Below are 15430 nucleotides of genomic sequence, written 5' to 3'. Positions count from 1 at the left end.
GGGCGCCGACGCCGCGGGCACCGGCACGACGAGCGCCGCCGCCGGCCTGTGGGCACAGCCGAGCGGCTGGCGGCTCGGTCCGGCCCGGCCGGTGCACTACAGCCTGCGGGTCAGCGCCACCGAAACCGTCGACGTTGCCGTGCTGACCGGCCCGGACGGCCTGACCGTGGCCGTCGACGAACGGATGCCCGTTCCCGGCCGACTCGCGCCCGTCACCGGCCACGCCGACACCTTCGCCTGTGAACTGGGCGGCCGCCTTGAGGTGCTGCAGCTCGTGTCCGACGGCCCGCGCCTCTGGCTCGGCCAGAGCGGTTTTGGCACCGAGCTGGTGCACCGCTCCCGGGCCGAGCAGCTCGTCGACCGCCTCACCGGCCTCGACCGGGCCGGGGGAGAGGCCGGGGCGGCCCGGCCGGAGGTGCGCTCGCCGATGCCCGGGACCGTGGTTGCCGTGCACCTCGCCACGGGCGACCTGATCGTCGCCGGCCAGCGCATCCTCACCGTGGAGGCCATGAAAATGGAGCACCATCTGCTGGCCGAAACGGATGGCCGGCTCACCATCGGCGTGCGCCCGGGTGACCTCGTGCGCCTCGACCAGATCGTCGCCACAGTCGCCGCCACCGCCGTGACCACCGGGACGGAAGCCACACCACCAGCCACGCCAGTCAAGGGAGACCCAACGTGAAACAGGAACTGACCGAGCAGCAGCAGCAGCTCAGCGACACCGTGCGCGACTTCGCCGACATGGTCGTAGCGCCGGCCGCCTACGAGTACGACACCAAGCGCAGCCTGCCCTATGACATCATCGCCCAGATGGGGGAGTTGGGCCTGTTCGGCCTGCCATTCCCGAAGGAGTACGGCGGCCAGGGCCAGGACTACTTCGCGCTCTGCCTCGCGGTCGAGCAGCTTGCCCGGATCGACCAGTCCATCGCCGTCACCCTCGAGGCCGGCGTGGGGCTCGGCATCATGCCCGTCTACCGGCGCGGAACCGAGGCGCAGAAGCAGGAGTGGGTGCCGCTGCTGACCAGCGGGCGTGCGCTCGCCGCGTTCGGGTTGACCGAGGCGGATGCCGGCTCCGACGCCGCCGGCACGAAGACCACGGCCGAGCTTTCCGGCAGTGAATGGGTGATCAACGGCACGAAGCAGTTCATCACCAACTCCGGTTCCGAGATCACCCGGCTGGTCACCGTGACAGCCGTCACCGGCGAGTCCGAGCGCCCCGACGGCTCGGTGAAGAAGGAGCTCACGGCCATCCTCGTGCCCACCCCGACCCCGGGGTTCACGGCGCTGCCGGCTTATGACAAGGTGGGCTGGCACACCTCCGACACGCATCCGCTGCTCTTCGAGAACGTGCGCGTGCCCGAGGCCAACCTGCTCGGCGAACGCGGCCGCGGCTTCGCCAACTTCGTGCAGACCCTCGACGAGGGGCGCATCGCCTTCGCCGCGCTGTGCACGGGTGCGGCGCAGGGCTGCCTCGAGGAGTCCATCCGTTACGCCAACACCCGCAATGTGTTCGGCCGGTCGATCGGCTCCAACCAGCACATCGCGTTCAAGATCGCACGGATGCAGGCTCGCGTGTACACGGCCCGCCTCGCCTACTACGACGCGGCCATGAAAATGGTGCATGGACACCCCTTCAAAATGGAGGCCTCGATTGCCAAAATGGTGGGAAGCGAAGCCGCCATGGACAACGCCCGCGACGCGACCCAGATCTTTGGCGGCTACGGGTTCCTGAACGAGAACCCGGTGGCGAGGCATTACCGCGACTCGAAGGTGCTCGAGCTCGGTGAAGGCACTACCGAGGTTCAGCTGATGGTCATCTCGCGGGCGCTTGGGTTCACCGGTTAGGCGGGAGGAAAATGAACGACGAACGACGCACGATCGAGCAGCGCGGGCTGTATTACGAGGAATTCGACCTCGAGGCCCGCTACCGGCACAGCCCCGGTCGCACGGTGACCGAGGCCGACAACGTGCTCTTCAGCACGCTGACCATGAACTCGCAGGCACTGCACCTCGACGCGGCGTGGGCGGCCACCCAGCCGTTCGGGCAGCGCCTGGTCAACTCGATGTTCACGTTGGCGACGCTGGTGGGCAGTTCGGTCGCGCAGCTGACGCAGGGCACGATCGTGGCGAACCTCGGCTTCGGGGAGGTGACGTTCCCGCATCCGCTTTTCCACGGCGACACCCTCTACTCCGACACGATCGTCACCGCCCGCCGGCTGTCGGCGTCCCGGCCGGGCCAGGGGCTGGTCACGCTTCGGCACACCGGTCGTAACCAGGAGGGCGACGTGGTGGCCACGGCCGAGCGCACGGTGCTGGTCTGGTGCCGGGCGGCCGTCCAATGAGCTTCGACCTTGGACCCGCGCTGCTGTTCTGCCCGGCCGACCGCCCCGACCGGTATCGCAAGGCGGCGGAGCGGGCGGATGCCGTGATCCTCGACCTGGAGGATGCGCTCCTGCCCGGCAACCGGGCACGCGCTCGCGGCCTGCTGGTCAGCCATCCGCTCGACCCCGAACGCACTGTCGTGCGCGTCAACCCGGCCGACACGCCCGACTTCCAGCTTGACCTCGCCGCCCTCGACGACACCCTGTACCGCTACGTGATGCTGCCGAAGACCGTGAGCGCCGCCCACCTCGCCGCTCTCGCCCGGTTCGAGGTGATCGCACTCTGCGAGACCGCCGCGGGGGTGCTCGCCGCCCCCTCGATTGCGGCCGAGCCCAATGTGGTGGCGCTGATGTGGGGTGCCGACGACCTGGTGGCCTCGCTCGGCGGCAGCTCGAGCCGGTTCCCCGACGGCAGCTACCGCGCCATCGCCCGCCATGCTCGGTCCGCTGTGCTCCTGGCGGCCGGGGCCAACGACAAGGCGGCCGTGGACGGCGTGTTCCTGGCCATCCCCGACCTCGAGGGTCTGCAGGCCGAGGTGGTGGATGCGGTCGCGAGCGGATTTCGCGCCACCGCCTGCATCCACCCCAGCCAGGTGCCCGTCATCCGGGCCGCCTACCGGCCCACGCCTGCCGAGGTCACGGCGGCGTGGCAAATCCTGGAGGCGGCCGCGGGAGAGGGGGGCGTGTTCGCCTACCAGGGGCGCATGATCGACGCACCCCTGCTGCGCCACGCCGAGGCGGTGCTGCGGCGGGCGGCGACCGTCCCGCCGGAACCGGGATTTCCGACGGGATCGGCTCCGGCCGACTCGGTGGACCACTAGCTGCCTTTGTTCGGCGTCGAATTCGTTCACGGCGCAGCGCGGGGCGACCGCTGATTGCCCGAACCGCGTAAGCCCTGCGGCATATCCGCGGCGCCTTGTGGCTTAGTCAGGAGATACGTCTGGCCACGCCGGGCATCCGCGCCGGTTCCGCACTGGTCCGGGGCGGCAGGTTCACGAGGGCGACGGATGTCCTGAGTTGACCGCACGCGCGGGCTCGGCCGGGGCCCATCCACCCCGGGGGAGCCAGGGGCGTCAACCGGCTCGGTGGGCTCTTAGGCGGCGTTGGCCGCGAGGGTCTTCTCGATCGCCTGCACGATCTCGTCGGACTCCGGCTCGACCGTCGACGCGAAGCGGTTGACGATCTCACCCTCGGGACTCACCAAGAACTTCTCGAAGTTCCACTTGATCAGACCGGGCAGCAGGCCCGACTTGAACTTGGTCAGCTGAGCGTAGAGCGGGTGCTGGTGCCTGCCGCGCACGTCGACCTTCACGCTCAGCGGGAAGGTGACGCCGTAGTTCTTCTGGCAGAACGACTCGATGTCCGCCTCGGCCCCTGGCTCCTGTCCCATGAACTGGTTGCAGGGAAGGCCGAGCACGACGAGTCCCTCGTGCTGGTACTTCTGGTAGAGCGCTTCGAGACCGGCGTACTGCGGAGTGAACCCACATTTCGAGGCGACGTTCACGACCAGGACGGCCTTGCCGCCGAACTGGCCGAAGGTCGTTTCCGTGCCGTCGATGAGGGTGAGTGGGGTCGAATACAGCTCTGAGGCAGACATGCGGCTGACGCTACCGGTGCTGCCTTCGAGAAGGCTGGGCAGGGGAGCGGTGAAGGGGCTGACCCGGCTGCGATAGAATGAGGCGTCATGAGCATCATCCGTGCCCTCTCGACTGCCGTGTCGATGACTTCACGGACCTGACGCCACCGCCTTCGGACTCAGCCTCGACTCCGACCCGATCGGACATTAGCGTCCGCCCCGGGCGCGGCCGCCCGAATCCAGACTTTGCACGATCTGTTCACCAGAACATCCGTTCACCAGGACCCGACCACGGTCCACTACGCGAGACACGCCCGCGACGCGCGCGTTTTCACACTGAGAAATGAGTTTTTTTGACCAAGCACCCGCTCGACCTGTCCACGCCGCCGCAGCTGCCCAGGCGCGGCCTCCGCGTCACCCCGCTCGGCGGTCTCGGCGAGATCGGCCGCAACATGACGGTCTTCGAACACAAGGGCAAGCTCCTGATCGTGGACTGCGGCGTTCTCTTCCCCGAAGAGACCCAGCCCGGCATCAACGTGATCCTGCCCGACTTCTCGTCGCTGCGCGACCGCCTCCAGGACATCGAGGCCATCGTGCTCACCCACGGCCACGAAGACCACATCGGCGGCGTGCCGTACCTGCTGCGCGAGCGCAAGGACATCCCCGTCATCGGATCACAGCTGACCCTGGCCTTCGTCACAGCGAAGCTCGAAGAGCACCGCATCACGCCGCGCCTGATCGAGGTCAAGGAGGGTCAGCGCCGCAAGGCCGGCCCGTTCGACCTCGAGTTCCTCGCCGTGAACCACTCGATCCCCGACGGACTCGCCGTCGCGATCCGCACTGAGGCCGGCCTCGTGCTCGTCACCGGCGACTTCAAGATGGACCAGTTCCCCCTCGACAACCGCCTTACCGACCTCCCCGGCTTCGCCCGGCTCGGAGAAGAGGGCGTCGACCTGTTTCTGACCGACTCGACCAACGCCGAGGTTCCCGGGTTCACGGTGACCGAGGAAGACATCCGCCCGGCCATCGACGCCGTCTTCCGCACCGCTCCTCGCCGGATCATCGTTTCCAGCTTCGCCAGTCACGTGCACCGCATCCAGCAGGTCATCGACGCCGCCGCCCGCCACAACCGCAAGGTGGCCTTCGTCGGCCGCTCGATGGTGCGCAACATGGGCATCGCCGAGAAACTGGGCTTCCTGCAGGTGCCCAAGGGCCTCCTGGTTGACGTCAAGGCCTTCGACCGGATGAAGGACGACAAGGTCGTCCTGATCTGCACCGGTTCGCAGGGTGAGCCCATGGCCGCGCTGGCCCGCATGGCCAACCGCGAGCACACCATCAAGATCGGCGAGGGCGACACCGTTCTGCTGGCCAGTTCGCTGATCCCCGGAAACGAGAACTCGATTTACCGGGTCATCAACGGCCTCACCCGCTGGGGTGCCAACGTCGTGCACAAGGGCAATGCCAAGGTGCACGTCTCCGGCCATGCGTCGGCCGGCGAACTCGTCTATGTCTACAACATCGTCAAACCCAAGAACGTCATCCCGTACCACGGCGAATGGCGCCACCTCAAGTCCAATGCCGATCTGGCCATCCGCACGGGCGTCCCCGAGGACCAGGTCCTCGTCGTCGAAGACGGCGTGGTCGTCGACCTCGTCGACGGTGTCGCGAAAGTCACCGGCCGCGTGGCTGCCGAGCTCGTCTTCGTGCACGGTATGACGGTCGGCGGCGGCGGCTCCGAGGAGGCTCTCGCCGACCGCGTGCAGCTCTCCAACGACGGCGCGGTCACGATCCTCGGCATCCTCGACACCCGAACCGGGCTTCTCACCGAGCCGGTCGAGTTCATCGCCCGCGGCTTCGTGCAGGACAACGAGTGGATCCAGGGCGCGACCAAGTCCATCGATGACGCCCTGCGCGCCGCGAACAAGGTCAAGATCGTCAACGGCGCAGAGCTCGAAGACATCTTCACGCAGAGTCTGACCCGCTGGATGCAGCGCAAGTACCGCCGCATCCCGGTCATCACCTCGGTCGTCGTCGACGCCTGATTGTAGCCGCCGGGTCGCCGGGCCGTTCAGCCCGGTGGCCCTCCCGCTTCCTTCGCAACCAGAAACGACTCGGCGCTCATGACCCCTGAAATGTCCGGTAGGAAGAACGCCCGTCGGTCCCGACGGCGTTCGCGTGTGCTGATCGCGCTCAGTGTCATCGTGGCCCTGCTGGCGACGACGGCGATCGTGGCCGTGGTCAATCTGCCCGACGACCTGTCAATCGGCCGGTTGTCGCAGAAGAGCAACATCTACGCCACCGCGAGTGACGGTTCGCCCTATCTGCTCGCCTCCTTCTATGACCAGAACCGGGTCGAAGTGAGTTCGGATGCGATCAGCCAGTACGTGAAGGATGCGGCGACCTCCGGCGAGGACCCGGGATTCTACGAGCACGGCGGCGTGAACATCTGGGGCAGCCTCACCGGCGCCGTCACCACGCTGTTCACCGGCGACGTCCGCGGCGGATCCTCGATCACCCAGCAGTACGTGAAAAATGTGCTCGTGCAGCAGTGCGAGTCCCTTTCCGACGACGCCGAGCGCATGATTTGCTACGACGCGGCCACGGAGACCAGCCCGTGGCGCAAACTCAAGGAAATGAGCCTCGCCGTCGGTCTGGAGAAGAAGTCCTCCAAGGACGACATCCTGCGGCAGTACCTGAACATCACCGGCTTCGGTGGATCCGTCTACGGCATCGAGGCGGCCGCCAACTACTATTTCAACACGACCGCGGCCGCGCTGACGCTGCCGCAGGCCGCGAGCCTCGTTGCGATCGTGAACAACCCGGTCAAGTTCCAGCTCGATGAACCCGACAGCACGACCAACGGCGCCGCCAACGGGTACGCGGCCAACAAAGAACGCCGTGACTACATCCTCGACGAGATGCAGGAGAACGAGAAGATCAGCACGGCGGACCACGACGCCGCGATCAGCGCTCCGATCGAACCGACCATCACCGAACCGAGCACGGGGTGCCGCACCGCGGGCGGAAGCGCCTACTTCTGCGACCTGGTGCTCCAGACCCTCCGGAACGATCCGGCCTTCGGGGCGGATGCCGATGCCCGCCTGGCCAACTTCCGGCTCGGCGGCTACAACGTGTACACGACCCTCGACCCCGTCCTGCAGAGCGCGGCAGAGAGCACCATGGCCGAGAACGTGCCCAAGACCTTCGAGGACTGGGATGTCGGCGGCGTGATCACGAGCGTGGGCGTCGGTACAGGGCGGGTGCTGGCCATGACCCAGAACAAGGACTATAGCCAGGACCCGGCCGACACCGGAGCGAACTTCACCGGCATCAACTACAACACCGATCTCGACCAGGGCGGCTCCAACGGATTCCAGACCGGGTCGACCTACAAGGTTTTCACCCTCGCCGAATGGCTCACTCAGGGTAATTCGCTCGCCGACTCGGTCAGCGCCTGGGAACGCGACGAGTGGGGAACCTTCGAGGACAGTTGCAACGGTCCCCAGGACTACGGCGAGAGCTTTGCGCCCGGCAACGACTCCTCCTCGGATGACGATTCCTCCTATTCCGCCCTGGAATCGACCATCGACTCGATCAATACCGGCTTCATCGGAATGGCCAAGGAACTCGACCTTTGCGGCATCCGCAAGACGGCCGAAGCCTTCGGCGTGCACCGCGCCGATGGTGGCGCGCTGGAACAGGGCGCGTCCGCGGTGCTGGGCACCAACGAGATCGCGCCGCTGACGATGGCCGCCGCCTACGCGGGGATCGCCAACAATGGCGTCACCTGCACGCCGATCGTGATCGACCGGATCACCGGCCCCGACGGAGCCGAACTTCCCGCCCCGCAGTCGAATTGCACGCAGTCCGTCACCCCCGAGGTTGCCGCGGCCATGAGCTACGCGATGGAGCGCGTGATGACCAGAGGCTCGGGTAGCCCGTCGTACTACGACACCGACCCGCAGGTGCCGATGATCGGCAAGACCGGCACCACCGATGAGAACGGGGACACCTGGATGGCCGGTGCGAGCACGAAGGTCGCCACCATCGTGGGCGTCATGAACGTGTCCGGGGTCGGCGAAGACCAGCGGGAGACATATTTCGAGAGCGGGCAGGCGGCCACGGCCCGGCACCGGATGTGGCCCGAGATGATGGGCGTCGCCAACGAAAAGTACGGCGGAGACGAGTTCACGGAGCCGCCGCGCGACCTGACCCGCTGACCCCATGCCCGACGGCATCCGCCTGACCGCTGCCCTCGTGCTGGCCGCCGCCCTCGCGGCGTCAAACCAATTCGACGGAGATTCTGGCCTGAATCCGGTTTTCCGGCCGGTTTGGGCCGGTTTTCGGCAGAATCTCCGTCGAATTCGTTCGGGCTGCTGGCCTGCGAATCAGGACCGACTCGCCTAGTACGCGGCGGGGACCTCGTTGCTGCCCGTGGCGAGGTCTTCCAGCATCAGCTCGGGGTGGTCGCGCACGGTGTTGCGCAGCCGCCACGGAGTGCTGAACAGGGCGAGCAGCGTGCCGTCGGAGCGCATCAGCACCTCGACCTGGCGGTCGTGGCCGAGGATCTCGGCGCTCGCGCGGTCGGTGCGCCGGGCCAGCTGGTAGGGCAGAGCCTCGGTGCGAATGGCGGCGCCGAAGTCGTGGGTCATCCGTTCCTCCACAACCTCAAACTGCATCGGCCCGACCGCGCCGAGCACCGGCGCCTGGTCGCCGCGCAGCTCCGACCGCAGCACCTGAATGACACCCTCGTGGTCAAGCTGGTCTATGCCGCGACGGAACTGCTTGTGCTTGCTGGAGTCCGCCGACCGCACCACCCGGAAGTGCTCGGGCGCGAACATCGGCAGCGGCGGGTATTCCACCGGTTCGATCTCGAAGATCGAGTCGCCCACCCGTAGGGCGGAGGCATTGACCAGGCCGACGATGTCGCCGGGCCAGGCCTCGTCGGCCACCTCCCGCTCGCGCCCGAACAGGTGCTGCGCGTACTTGGTGGCGAACGGCCGCCCGCTGGCCGCGTGGGTCACGATCATCCCGCGCCGGAACTGACCCGAACAGACCCGCACGAACGCGACGTGGTCGCGGTGCGAGGCGTTCATACCGGACTGCACCTTGAACACGAAACCGGAGAAGGCGCTGTCCACGGGGCGGTGGCCACCGGATGCGTCCTCCCGGGCTTCCGCGGCCGGCGCGAAGTCCACGAGGGTGTCCAGAATGTGCTGCACGCCGAAGTTGAGCACGGCCGCGGCGAACAGCACCGGGGTGGTCTCGTTCGCGAGGAAGCGGGCCTCATCGTGGTCCTGGCTCTCCTCGGCGAGCAGCTCGGACTCCTCGGTGGCGGTGACCCAGGCTGCGCCCTCCTCGGCGGCCGCGACGGCCACACTCAAGCGCTCGGGTTCGGCGGCTTTCGTTCCGCCGGCGGTGCGGTGAAAGCGGATGAATTCGTGCGAGGACCGGTCGATCACGCCGCGGAAGTCACCGGCGATCCCGACGGGCCAGGTCAGGGGAGTGGGTAGGAGTCCCGTGCGCTCCCGGATCTCGTCCATCAGGTCCAGCGCCTCGGCACCGGGACGGTCCCACTTGTTGATGACCGTGATCACCGGTAGGCCGCGCTGCTTGCACACCTCGAAGAGCTTCATGGTCTGCACCTCGAGACCCTTGCTGGCGTCGACGAGCATGACTGCGGCGTCGACGGCGGAGAGCACGCGGAAGGTGTCCTCGGAGAAGTCGGCGTGCCCGGGGGTGTCCACCAGATTGATCACGGTGTCGCGGTACTCGAACTGGATCGCCGCGCTGGTCACGGAGATGCCGCGGGCCTGCTCCATCGCCATCCAGTCGGAGACGGTGCCGCGTCGGCCGGCCTTGCCGTGTGTGGCGCCGGCCGTGGTGATGGCCCGCGCGTGCAGCAGCAGGGCCTCGGTGAGCGTCGACTTCCCCGCGTCGGGGTGCGAAATCACGGCGAACGTGCGTCGCCTGCGCGCTTCTTTCAGTACCTCGGGCGTGGACACGCCGGCGAGCTGCGTCATGGATCCTTCTTTCGCGGATGATTCGGGCAGGCGGGGGGCGTTGCCTGGGCGGCCGCTACTCAGGAATCGGTTCCCCCAATTCTAACTTCACACTCTGGGAACTGGTTCTCCGCTTCCGGCGGCGGGGTTCAGGGCCGATGCGCGCACGGTTTGGTAACGGTCCAGGCGTGTCCTTCGCAACGTTCGGCCCCGGGGATAACCTCGGCTCAACCGAAGGGAGACGACGGATGCCGCGTCCGGGCATGCATGGTTCCCGCCGTACGACCACCAGCATGCCCGCTCATCCGACCGGACAGGGCCCGGCTCCGATCTCGACGTCCAGCCCGACCGCCCCGCAGGCGGTTTTTCTGCCCCCGCCCCCGCTCGCGATCCCGGATCTGTACGTCCCGCAGGCCGCCCCCGCGACCGGGGCGTCCCCCCTGGCGCTTCGCCGCACGATTGCCGACACCGACCTCACCGTGCACCCGCTGGCACTCGGCACGAGCGTGTTCGGGTGGACGGCAGACGGCGCCACGAGCCACCGCATCCTCGACCGCCACCGCGACCTGGCCGGCAACTTCCTCGACACGGCCGACAGCTACACCTCCGGCCGCAGCGAGGTGATCATCGGGTCCTGGCTGCGCTCGCGCCGAACGCGCGACAGCACCGTCATCGCCACCAAGATCGGCAAGAACCTCGACAACCCCGGGCTCTCCTCCCGCAGCATCATCGGCGCCGTGCACGCCTCCCTCGACCGGCTGGGGACGGATTACATCGACCTGCTGCACTTCCACTTCGACGACCCGACCGTGCCGCTGGAGGAGAGCCTCGGCGCCGTCGATGTGCTCATGCGCCGCGGTCAGGTGCGCTACCTCGCCGCCTCCAACTTCTCCGCCGAACGCCTGATGGAGGCCCGGGTTCTCGCGGCGAACGGCCTGCCCCGCTTCGTTGCCCTGCAAACGCAGTACAGCCTCCTGCACCGCACCGCATTCGAATCCTCTCTCGCCCTCGTCACCCGCGCCCAGGGAATGGCGGTGCTCCCCTATTTCGCGCTCGCCCACGGATTTCTGGCCGGCCGGTACCGGTCGAAGACCGATCTGGAGAAGACCACTCGCAGCTCCCGCGGCGCCCGATACCGCAACCGCAGCGGATTCCGCGTGCTCGCGGTGCTGGACCGCATCGCCGAGGAGCACGAGGCGCCGCCGGCGGCGATCGCGATCGCGTGGCTGCTCGCACGGGGGCCGGTCGTGGCGCCGGTGGCCAGTGCCAGCCAGCCCGAACAGGTCGACGCCCTCGTGACGGCGGCCGGCATCCGTCTGACCCGCAGCGACATGGTGGACCTCGACCGGATCTCGGCCTGACGCACCGGTGCCGGCCGAACACCGGTGCCGGCACCCGGGCCGCGTCGGCGCCGTGACGTAAGGTGGTCTAGTCATGAACGGTGCCGTCGAATTCTCTCTGGATCTGCCCGAACTCTCGTTTCGCGCGGCAGGTGATTCCCTGGTGCGCCGCAGCGTGCTGCCGAGCGGTGTGCGCATCGTGTCGGAACACGTTCCCGGCAGCCGCAGCCTGACCATCGGCTACTGGGTCGCGGTCGGCTCCCGCGACGAGGAGCCCGGCCACTTCGGGTCTACCCACTTTCTGGAACACCTTCTGTTCAAGGGCACCGCCAAGCGCACCGCCCTCGACATCGCGATCGCCTTCGACTCGGTCGGCGGTGAGCACAACGCGATGACGGCCAAGGAATACACCTGCTATTACGCCAAGGTGCAAGACCAAGACCTGCCGATGGCGGTCGAGGTGCTCACCGACATGCTCACGTCGTCGCTGCTCGACCCGGTTGAGTTTGAGAACGAGCGGGGCGTCATCCTCGAAGAGCTGGCCATGGCCGACGACGACCCGGCCGACGTCGCCAATGAGCGCTTTTTCGAGGCGGTCATGGGAGATCACGCGCTCGGGCGCCCGATCGGCGGCAGTCCCGACACGATCCGTGCGGCCACCCATGCCGCCGTTCTAGAGCACTACCGGGCGAACTACCGCCCACAAGACTTGGTCGTCACCGTGGCCGGCGCGGTCGACCACGACGTGCTGGTCGCAGCAGTCACCCGGTCCCTCGCCCTCGCCGGCTGGGACCTCAGTGTTTTCGCGCCCCCGGTCGGCCGCCGGTCCGGAGCCCCCGCCGCCCTCAGTCAGGGTGATCCGGTCACCATCGTGCGCCGCCCGCTCGAACAGGCGAACATCCTGATGGGCTTCCCCGGCCTCCTGGCCACCGACGAGCGGCGCGTCACCATGAGCGTGCTCACCTCGATCTTCGGCGGGGGCATGTCCTCGCGCCTGTTCCAGGAGATCCGCGAGAAGCGCGGTCTGGCCTACTCGGTCTACTCCTTCGCGCCCGGCTACTCGGATGCGGGACTGTTCGGCATGTACGCGGGCTGCACCCCGGCGAAGTCCGGCCAGGTGGCCGAGCTGATGCTGGGCGAGCTGCACCGACTCGCCGACAACGGCGTCACGGCCGACGAGATGAAGCGGGCCGCGGGTCAGTTGTCCGGCGCATCCGCTCTCGCCCTTGAAGACTCCGATACCCGGATGTCCCGGCTGGGCCGCGCCGAGATCACCCTCGGCGAGTTCATCGACCTCGACGAGGCCCTCCGCCGGCTCGCGCGCGTCACGGCCGACGACGTTCAGAACCTCGCCGCCGAACTGGCCGCCGGCTCGCTCTCCATCTCCGCGGTCGGCGCGCTCGACGACGACGTCTTCGCCGCGATCCTGCCGACCTTCGTGCCCTCCTGAGCAGAACTGTCGAGCCCAGAAACTCGGTACCCAAAAACTCGGAGCCCAAAAACTCAGTGCCCAGATACTGAATGCCCAGAACCACCGAGACCCAAAGCCGGGGCCACACGCTGATGTGCGGCTCCTGACTGAGAGAGATCCCCTTGCACCATTACATTTACCTCGTTCGTCACGGTGAACAGCAGGATGCCGAGCACGGCATGCCCGACGGGCCTCTGTCCGCGCGCGGCACCCGGCAGGCTCAGCTGATCGCCGAGCGTCTCGGCGGCGTGCCGTTCACGGACGCCTGGCACTCCCCGCTGCAGCGCGCCGCCGACACGGCGAAAATCATCGCGCAGCGACTGCCGGCCTTGACCTCGGTGCCCAGCCCGCTGCTCTTCGACTGCATCCCCTCCGGCAGGGCGCCGGAGACGCCGTCTGCCTATGCGCCGTTCTTCGGTAGGGTCACTGAGGCCGACATCGAGGCCGGCAGCGCGCAGATGGGCGACGCCGTGGCCGAGTTCCTCCAGCCGCGCCGCGGCGAACGCCACGACCTGCTGATCACCCACAACTTCGTCATCGCTTGGTTCGTGCGGGAGGTACTGGGCGCCCCGGACTGGCGGTGGATCAGCATCAACCAGGCGAACTGCGGCCTCACCGTGCTGCACCAAAAACCGGGCCGCCCCTGGACGCTGCTGACCCACAACGACACCGGGCACCTCCCCGTGGAGCTGCGCACCGGTCTGCCGGACCCGCTCCTGTTCTAGGTGGATAGGCGGGTTCCGGGCGGCCGGCTCTCGGCTGGCCCGGCTCCGTCCGTCTTCCGGGTGAGGCTCTTGCGATACCAGGTCGTGGCATTCGGGTTGTCGTTATACGGCGCGCAGGACTCGTAGCCCGACCGCGCGTAGAGTGCTCCGGCCGCGGTCAGGCTCGCGTTGGTGTCGAGCACGACGTCGTCGGCGCCGAACTCCCGCGCGCGTCGTTCGAGCTCGGTCAGCAGCGACTGCCCCCATCCGCGCCCGCGCACCTGCGGCTGCAGCCAGAGATGCTTGATCTCGAACCGCACATTTCCGGTCGGGGAGTCCTTGAGACGACGGATGCCGCCACACCCCACAAACGCTCGTTCGGCCGGTCCCATTTGCTCGCTGACCAACAGGAACACCCCGGACGGCGGCAGGAACTGGACCGGATCGGGGAACGTGGTGCGGTACCGGCCCTGCGCGGCCGGGAAGCCCGACTCCCGATCGCTGAAGTACTGGGTGAGCAGCACGATGGAGCCGGCATCCGTCACCGACACAGCGGTGAAGGCAAGGGCGGGGGAGTCAGGCATGGCCCAAGGCTAACTCGATGCCCCGCGATTGATAGATTGGACCCATGAAAACACGGGTGGCCATCGTCGGCGTATCGGGAACGATGGGCCGCTTGGTCTCGGGTCTCGTCGAGCAGTCCGAGGAGTACGTCCTCGTCGCCGGCCTGAACTCGAAGAGCGACCTGTCCGAGATGATCGGCGCGGAGATCGTGATCGACCTGACCCTGCCCGGGGTCAGTCAAAGCGTGGTCGACTTCGCAGTGGACCACGGCCTGCGCGTGCTCGTGGGCACCTCCGGCTGGTCGCAGTATCGCATCGACGCCCTCTCCGCCCGCCTCGCCGGGCAGAATGAGATCGGCGTCGTCATCATCCCCAACTTCTCGATGGCGTCGGTCATCGCGACCGGCCTGTCGGTGCTCGTCGCCCGCTTCTTCGACTCGATCGAGATCGTCGAGGCCCACCGGGCCGGCAAGGTGGACTCTCCGTCGGGCACGGCCGTGCGCACCGCCGAACTGATCGGGCGGGCCAGGGCCGAAATCGGGCCGGTGTCGGCGCCGCACACCGACCAGCGCGCCCGTGGCCAGCAGGTGTCGAGCATTCCCGTGCACAGCCTGCGCCTCGACGGCATGCTCGCCCGCCAGGACGTGTTCTTCGGCGGTGCGGGGGAGACCCTCACGATCAGCCACAACACCCTGTCGGCCGCATCCTACGAACGTGGCATCCTGCTGGCCCTGGCGGCCACCCGCACGGCCGTCGGCGTCACCGTCGGGCTCGACCAGATCATCGATCTCGGACTGGGTGCGCCGACGACGGCCACAACTGCCCACCCGGGTGAGGCCGCCGTATGAAGGGCCGGCTTGCCGCCGGCCTGATGGCCCTGCTGCTGGTCTTCTACCTGGTCCTCGTCGGCTGGCGAGCGGTGTTATTCCTGCAGAGCGGCGAAATCATCGGCATCGTGATCGGGGTGGCGCTTCTCGTGCTCCCGTTGGTCGGAGTCTGGGCGCTGGTCGCCGAACTCCGGTTCGGGTGCAACTCCGAGCGGCTCGTGCGCCGGCTGGAGGCCGAGGGCGGGCTCCCCGTCGAAGAACTGCCGATCAGGCCGAGCGGACGCCCCATGCGGGACGAGGCCGACGCTGAATTCCCGATCTACCGGGCGGCCGTCGATGCCGCCCCCGACGACTGGCGCGCCTGGTTCAGGCTCGGCCTGGCCTACAACTCATCGGGGGACCGCCGTCGCGCCCGCGGCGCCATCCGTACCGCGATCTCCCTCGAGCGCGCCTAGCCTCCACCGGTGCGTGAGCCCGTCGAAAATCGATGACCCGGCCCTCGAACCAGCTCACCGGCATCCATCACCGCGCGCTAAATGCAAATTTTTTCGCGACACGCCGCCGGA

14 protein-coding genes are annotated in these 15430 nt (G+C 67.9%); 11 read left to right on the top strand and 3 right to left on the bottom strand.

Annotated elements, in window-relative coordinates; all coding sequences use genetic code 11:
- From E3T34_RS03675 to E3T34_RS03660, 4 genes are all read left to right on the top strand, one after another.
- A partial coding sequence (locus E3T34_RS03675; RefSeq protein ID WP_134342217.1) for an acetyl-CoA carboxylase biotin carboxyl carrier protein subunit occupies positions 1–682 on the top strand: 682 nt, incomplete at its 5' end.
- Entirely contained in the window at positions 679–1845 is a 1167-nt protein-coding gene (locus E3T34_RS03670; protein ID WP_134342216.1) for an acyl-CoA dehydrogenase family protein, read from the top strand. The genes E3T34_RS03675 and E3T34_RS03670, both read left to right, overlap by 4 nt.
- 11 nt (positions 1846–1856) lie before the next feature.
- Positions 1857–2342 carry a MaoC family dehydratase gene (locus E3T34_RS03665; protein WP_104170131.1) on the top strand — a complete coding sequence of 162 codons (486 nt, stop codon included), beginning with the start codon at positions 1857–1859 and terminating at the stop codon, positions 2340–2342.
- Positions 2339–3202, top strand: coding sequence for a CoA ester lyase (locus E3T34_RS03660; protein WP_104101138.1), 864 nt, complete (start codon positions 2339–2341; stop codon positions 3200–3202). The genes E3T34_RS03665 and E3T34_RS03660 overlap by 4 nt, the downstream gene beginning before the upstream one ends.
- Positions 3203–3474: 272 nt before the next feature.
- Here E3T34_RS03660 and E3T34_RS03655 read toward each other — a convergent pair whose 3' ends face one another.
- Positions 3475–3978: a glutathione peroxidase gene (locus tag E3T34_RS03655; protein ID WP_134342215.1), complete on the bottom strand. Its 504-nt coding sequence runs from the start codon at positions 3976–3978 to the stop codon at positions 3475–3477.
- Positions 3979–4310: 332 nt separating this feature from the next.
- On the opposite strand from E3T34_RS03655, the gene E3T34_RS03650 reads away from it, so the two are divergent.
- Positions 4311–5999 (top strand): ribonuclease J, encoded by a 1689-nt coding sequence (locus tag E3T34_RS03650; RefSeq protein ID WP_233191417.1) that lies wholly within the window; start codon positions 4311–4313, stop codon positions 5997–5999.
- Between the two features lie 135 nt (positions 6000–6134).
- Positions 6135–8177, top strand: a complete 2043-nt coding sequence (locus E3T34_RS03645) for a transglycosylase domain-containing protein (protein WP_166785827.1) — start codon at positions 6135–6137, stop codon at positions 8175–8177.
- A gap of 183 nt (positions 8178–8360) precedes the next feature.
- Here E3T34_RS03645 and E3T34_RS03640 read toward each other — a convergent pair whose 3' ends face one another.
- A complete protein-coding gene (locus tag E3T34_RS03640; RefSeq protein WP_134342213.1) occupies positions 8361–9980 on the bottom strand; it encodes a peptide chain release factor 3 in 1620 nt (539 codons plus the stop codon).
- A gap of 272 nt (positions 9981–10252) precedes the next feature.
- On the opposite strand from E3T34_RS03640, the gene E3T34_RS03635 reads away from it, so the two are divergent.
- The 3 genes from E3T34_RS03635 (at position 10253) to E3T34_RS03625 (ending at position 13495) form a co-directional block, all read left to right on the top strand.
- Positions 10253–11320, top strand: a complete 1068-nt coding sequence (locus E3T34_RS03635) for an aldo/keto reductase (protein WP_134342212.1) — start codon at positions 10253–10255, stop codon at positions 11318–11320.
- A gap of 73 nt (positions 11321–11393) precedes the next feature.
- Positions 11394–12749, top strand: coding sequence for a pitrilysin family protein (locus tag E3T34_RS03630; protein ID WP_104101147.1), 1356 nt, complete (start codon positions 11394–11396; stop codon positions 12747–12749).
- A gap of 143 nt (positions 12750–12892) precedes the next feature.
- Positions 12893–13495 carry a histidine phosphatase family protein gene (locus E3T34_RS03625; RefSeq protein ID WP_104101149.1) on the top strand — a complete coding sequence of 201 codons (603 nt, stop codon included), beginning with the start codon at positions 12893–12895 and terminating at the stop codon, positions 13493–13495.
- Here the strand turns inward: E3T34_RS03625 and E3T34_RS03620 are convergent.
- Positions 13492–14058: a GNAT family N-acetyltransferase gene (locus E3T34_RS03620; RefSeq protein WP_134342211.1), complete on the bottom strand. Its 567-nt coding sequence runs from the start codon at positions 14056–14058 to the stop codon at positions 13492–13494. The genes E3T34_RS03625 and E3T34_RS03620 overlap by 4 nt on opposite strands.
- Positions 14059–14102: 44 nt before the next feature.
- On the opposite strand from E3T34_RS03620, the gene dapB reads away from it, so the two are divergent.
- Entirely contained in the window at positions 14103–14885 is a 783-nt protein-coding gene (gene dapB / locus E3T34_RS03615; RefSeq protein WP_104101153.1) for a 4-hydroxy-tetrahydrodipicolinate reductase, read from the top strand.
- Positions 14882–15319, top strand: a complete 438-nt coding sequence (locus E3T34_RS03610) for a tetratricopeptide repeat protein (RefSeq protein WP_134342210.1) — start codon at positions 14882–14884, stop codon at positions 15317–15319. The genes dapB and E3T34_RS03610 overlap by 4 nt, the downstream gene beginning before the upstream one ends.
- The last annotated feature ends 111 nt before the right edge of the window (positions 15320–15430 follow it).

The sequence above is a fragment of the Cryobacterium sp. TMT1-62 genome, from assembly GCF_004403145.1.
GTDB classification, from domain to species: Bacteria; Actinomycetota; Actinomycetes; order Actinomycetales; family Microbacteriaceae; genus Cryobacterium; species Cryobacterium sandaracinum.
Note: the sequence above shows the minus strand (reverse complement) of the source record. Positions and strands in the feature narration are given on the sequence as shown.

Bases quoted from the DNA above. Each gene is read 5' to 3' on its own strand.
- E3T34_RS03655 (WP_134342215.1), bottom strand. From the start codon at position 3,978: ATGTCTGCCTCAGAGCTGTATTCGACCCCACTCACCCTCATCGACGGC.
- E3T34_RS03635 (WP_134342212.1), top strand. From the start codon at position 10,253: ATGCCCGCTCATCCGACCGGACAGGGCCCGGCTCCGATCTCGACGTCC.
- E3T34_RS03640 (WP_134342213.1), bottom strand. From the start codon at position 9,980: ATGACGCAGCTCGCCGGCGTGTCCACGCCCGAGGTACTGAAAGAAGCG.
- E3T34_RS03630 (WP_104101147.1), top strand. From the start codon at position 11,394: ATGAACGGTGCCGTCGAATTCTCTCTGGATCTGCCCGAACTCTCGTTT.
- E3T34_RS03660 (WP_104101138.1), top strand. From the start codon at position 2,339: ATGAGCTTCGACCTTGGACCCGCGCTGCTGTTCTGCCCGGCCGACCGC.
- E3T34_RS03610 (WP_134342210.1), top strand. From the start codon at position 14,882: ATGAAGGGCCGGCTTGCCGCCGGCCTGATGGCCCTGCTGCTGGTCTTC.
- dapB (WP_104101153.1), top strand. From the start codon at position 14,103: ATGAAAACACGGGTGGCCATCGTCGGCGTATCGGGAACGATGGGCCGC.
- E3T34_RS03620 (WP_134342211.1), bottom strand. From the start codon at position 14,058: ATGCCTGACTCCCCCGCCCTTGCCTTCACCGCTGTGTCGGTGACGGAT.
- E3T34_RS03665 (WP_104170131.1), top strand. From the start codon at position 1,857: ATGAACGACGAACGACGCACGATCGAGCAGCGCGGGCTGTATTACGAG.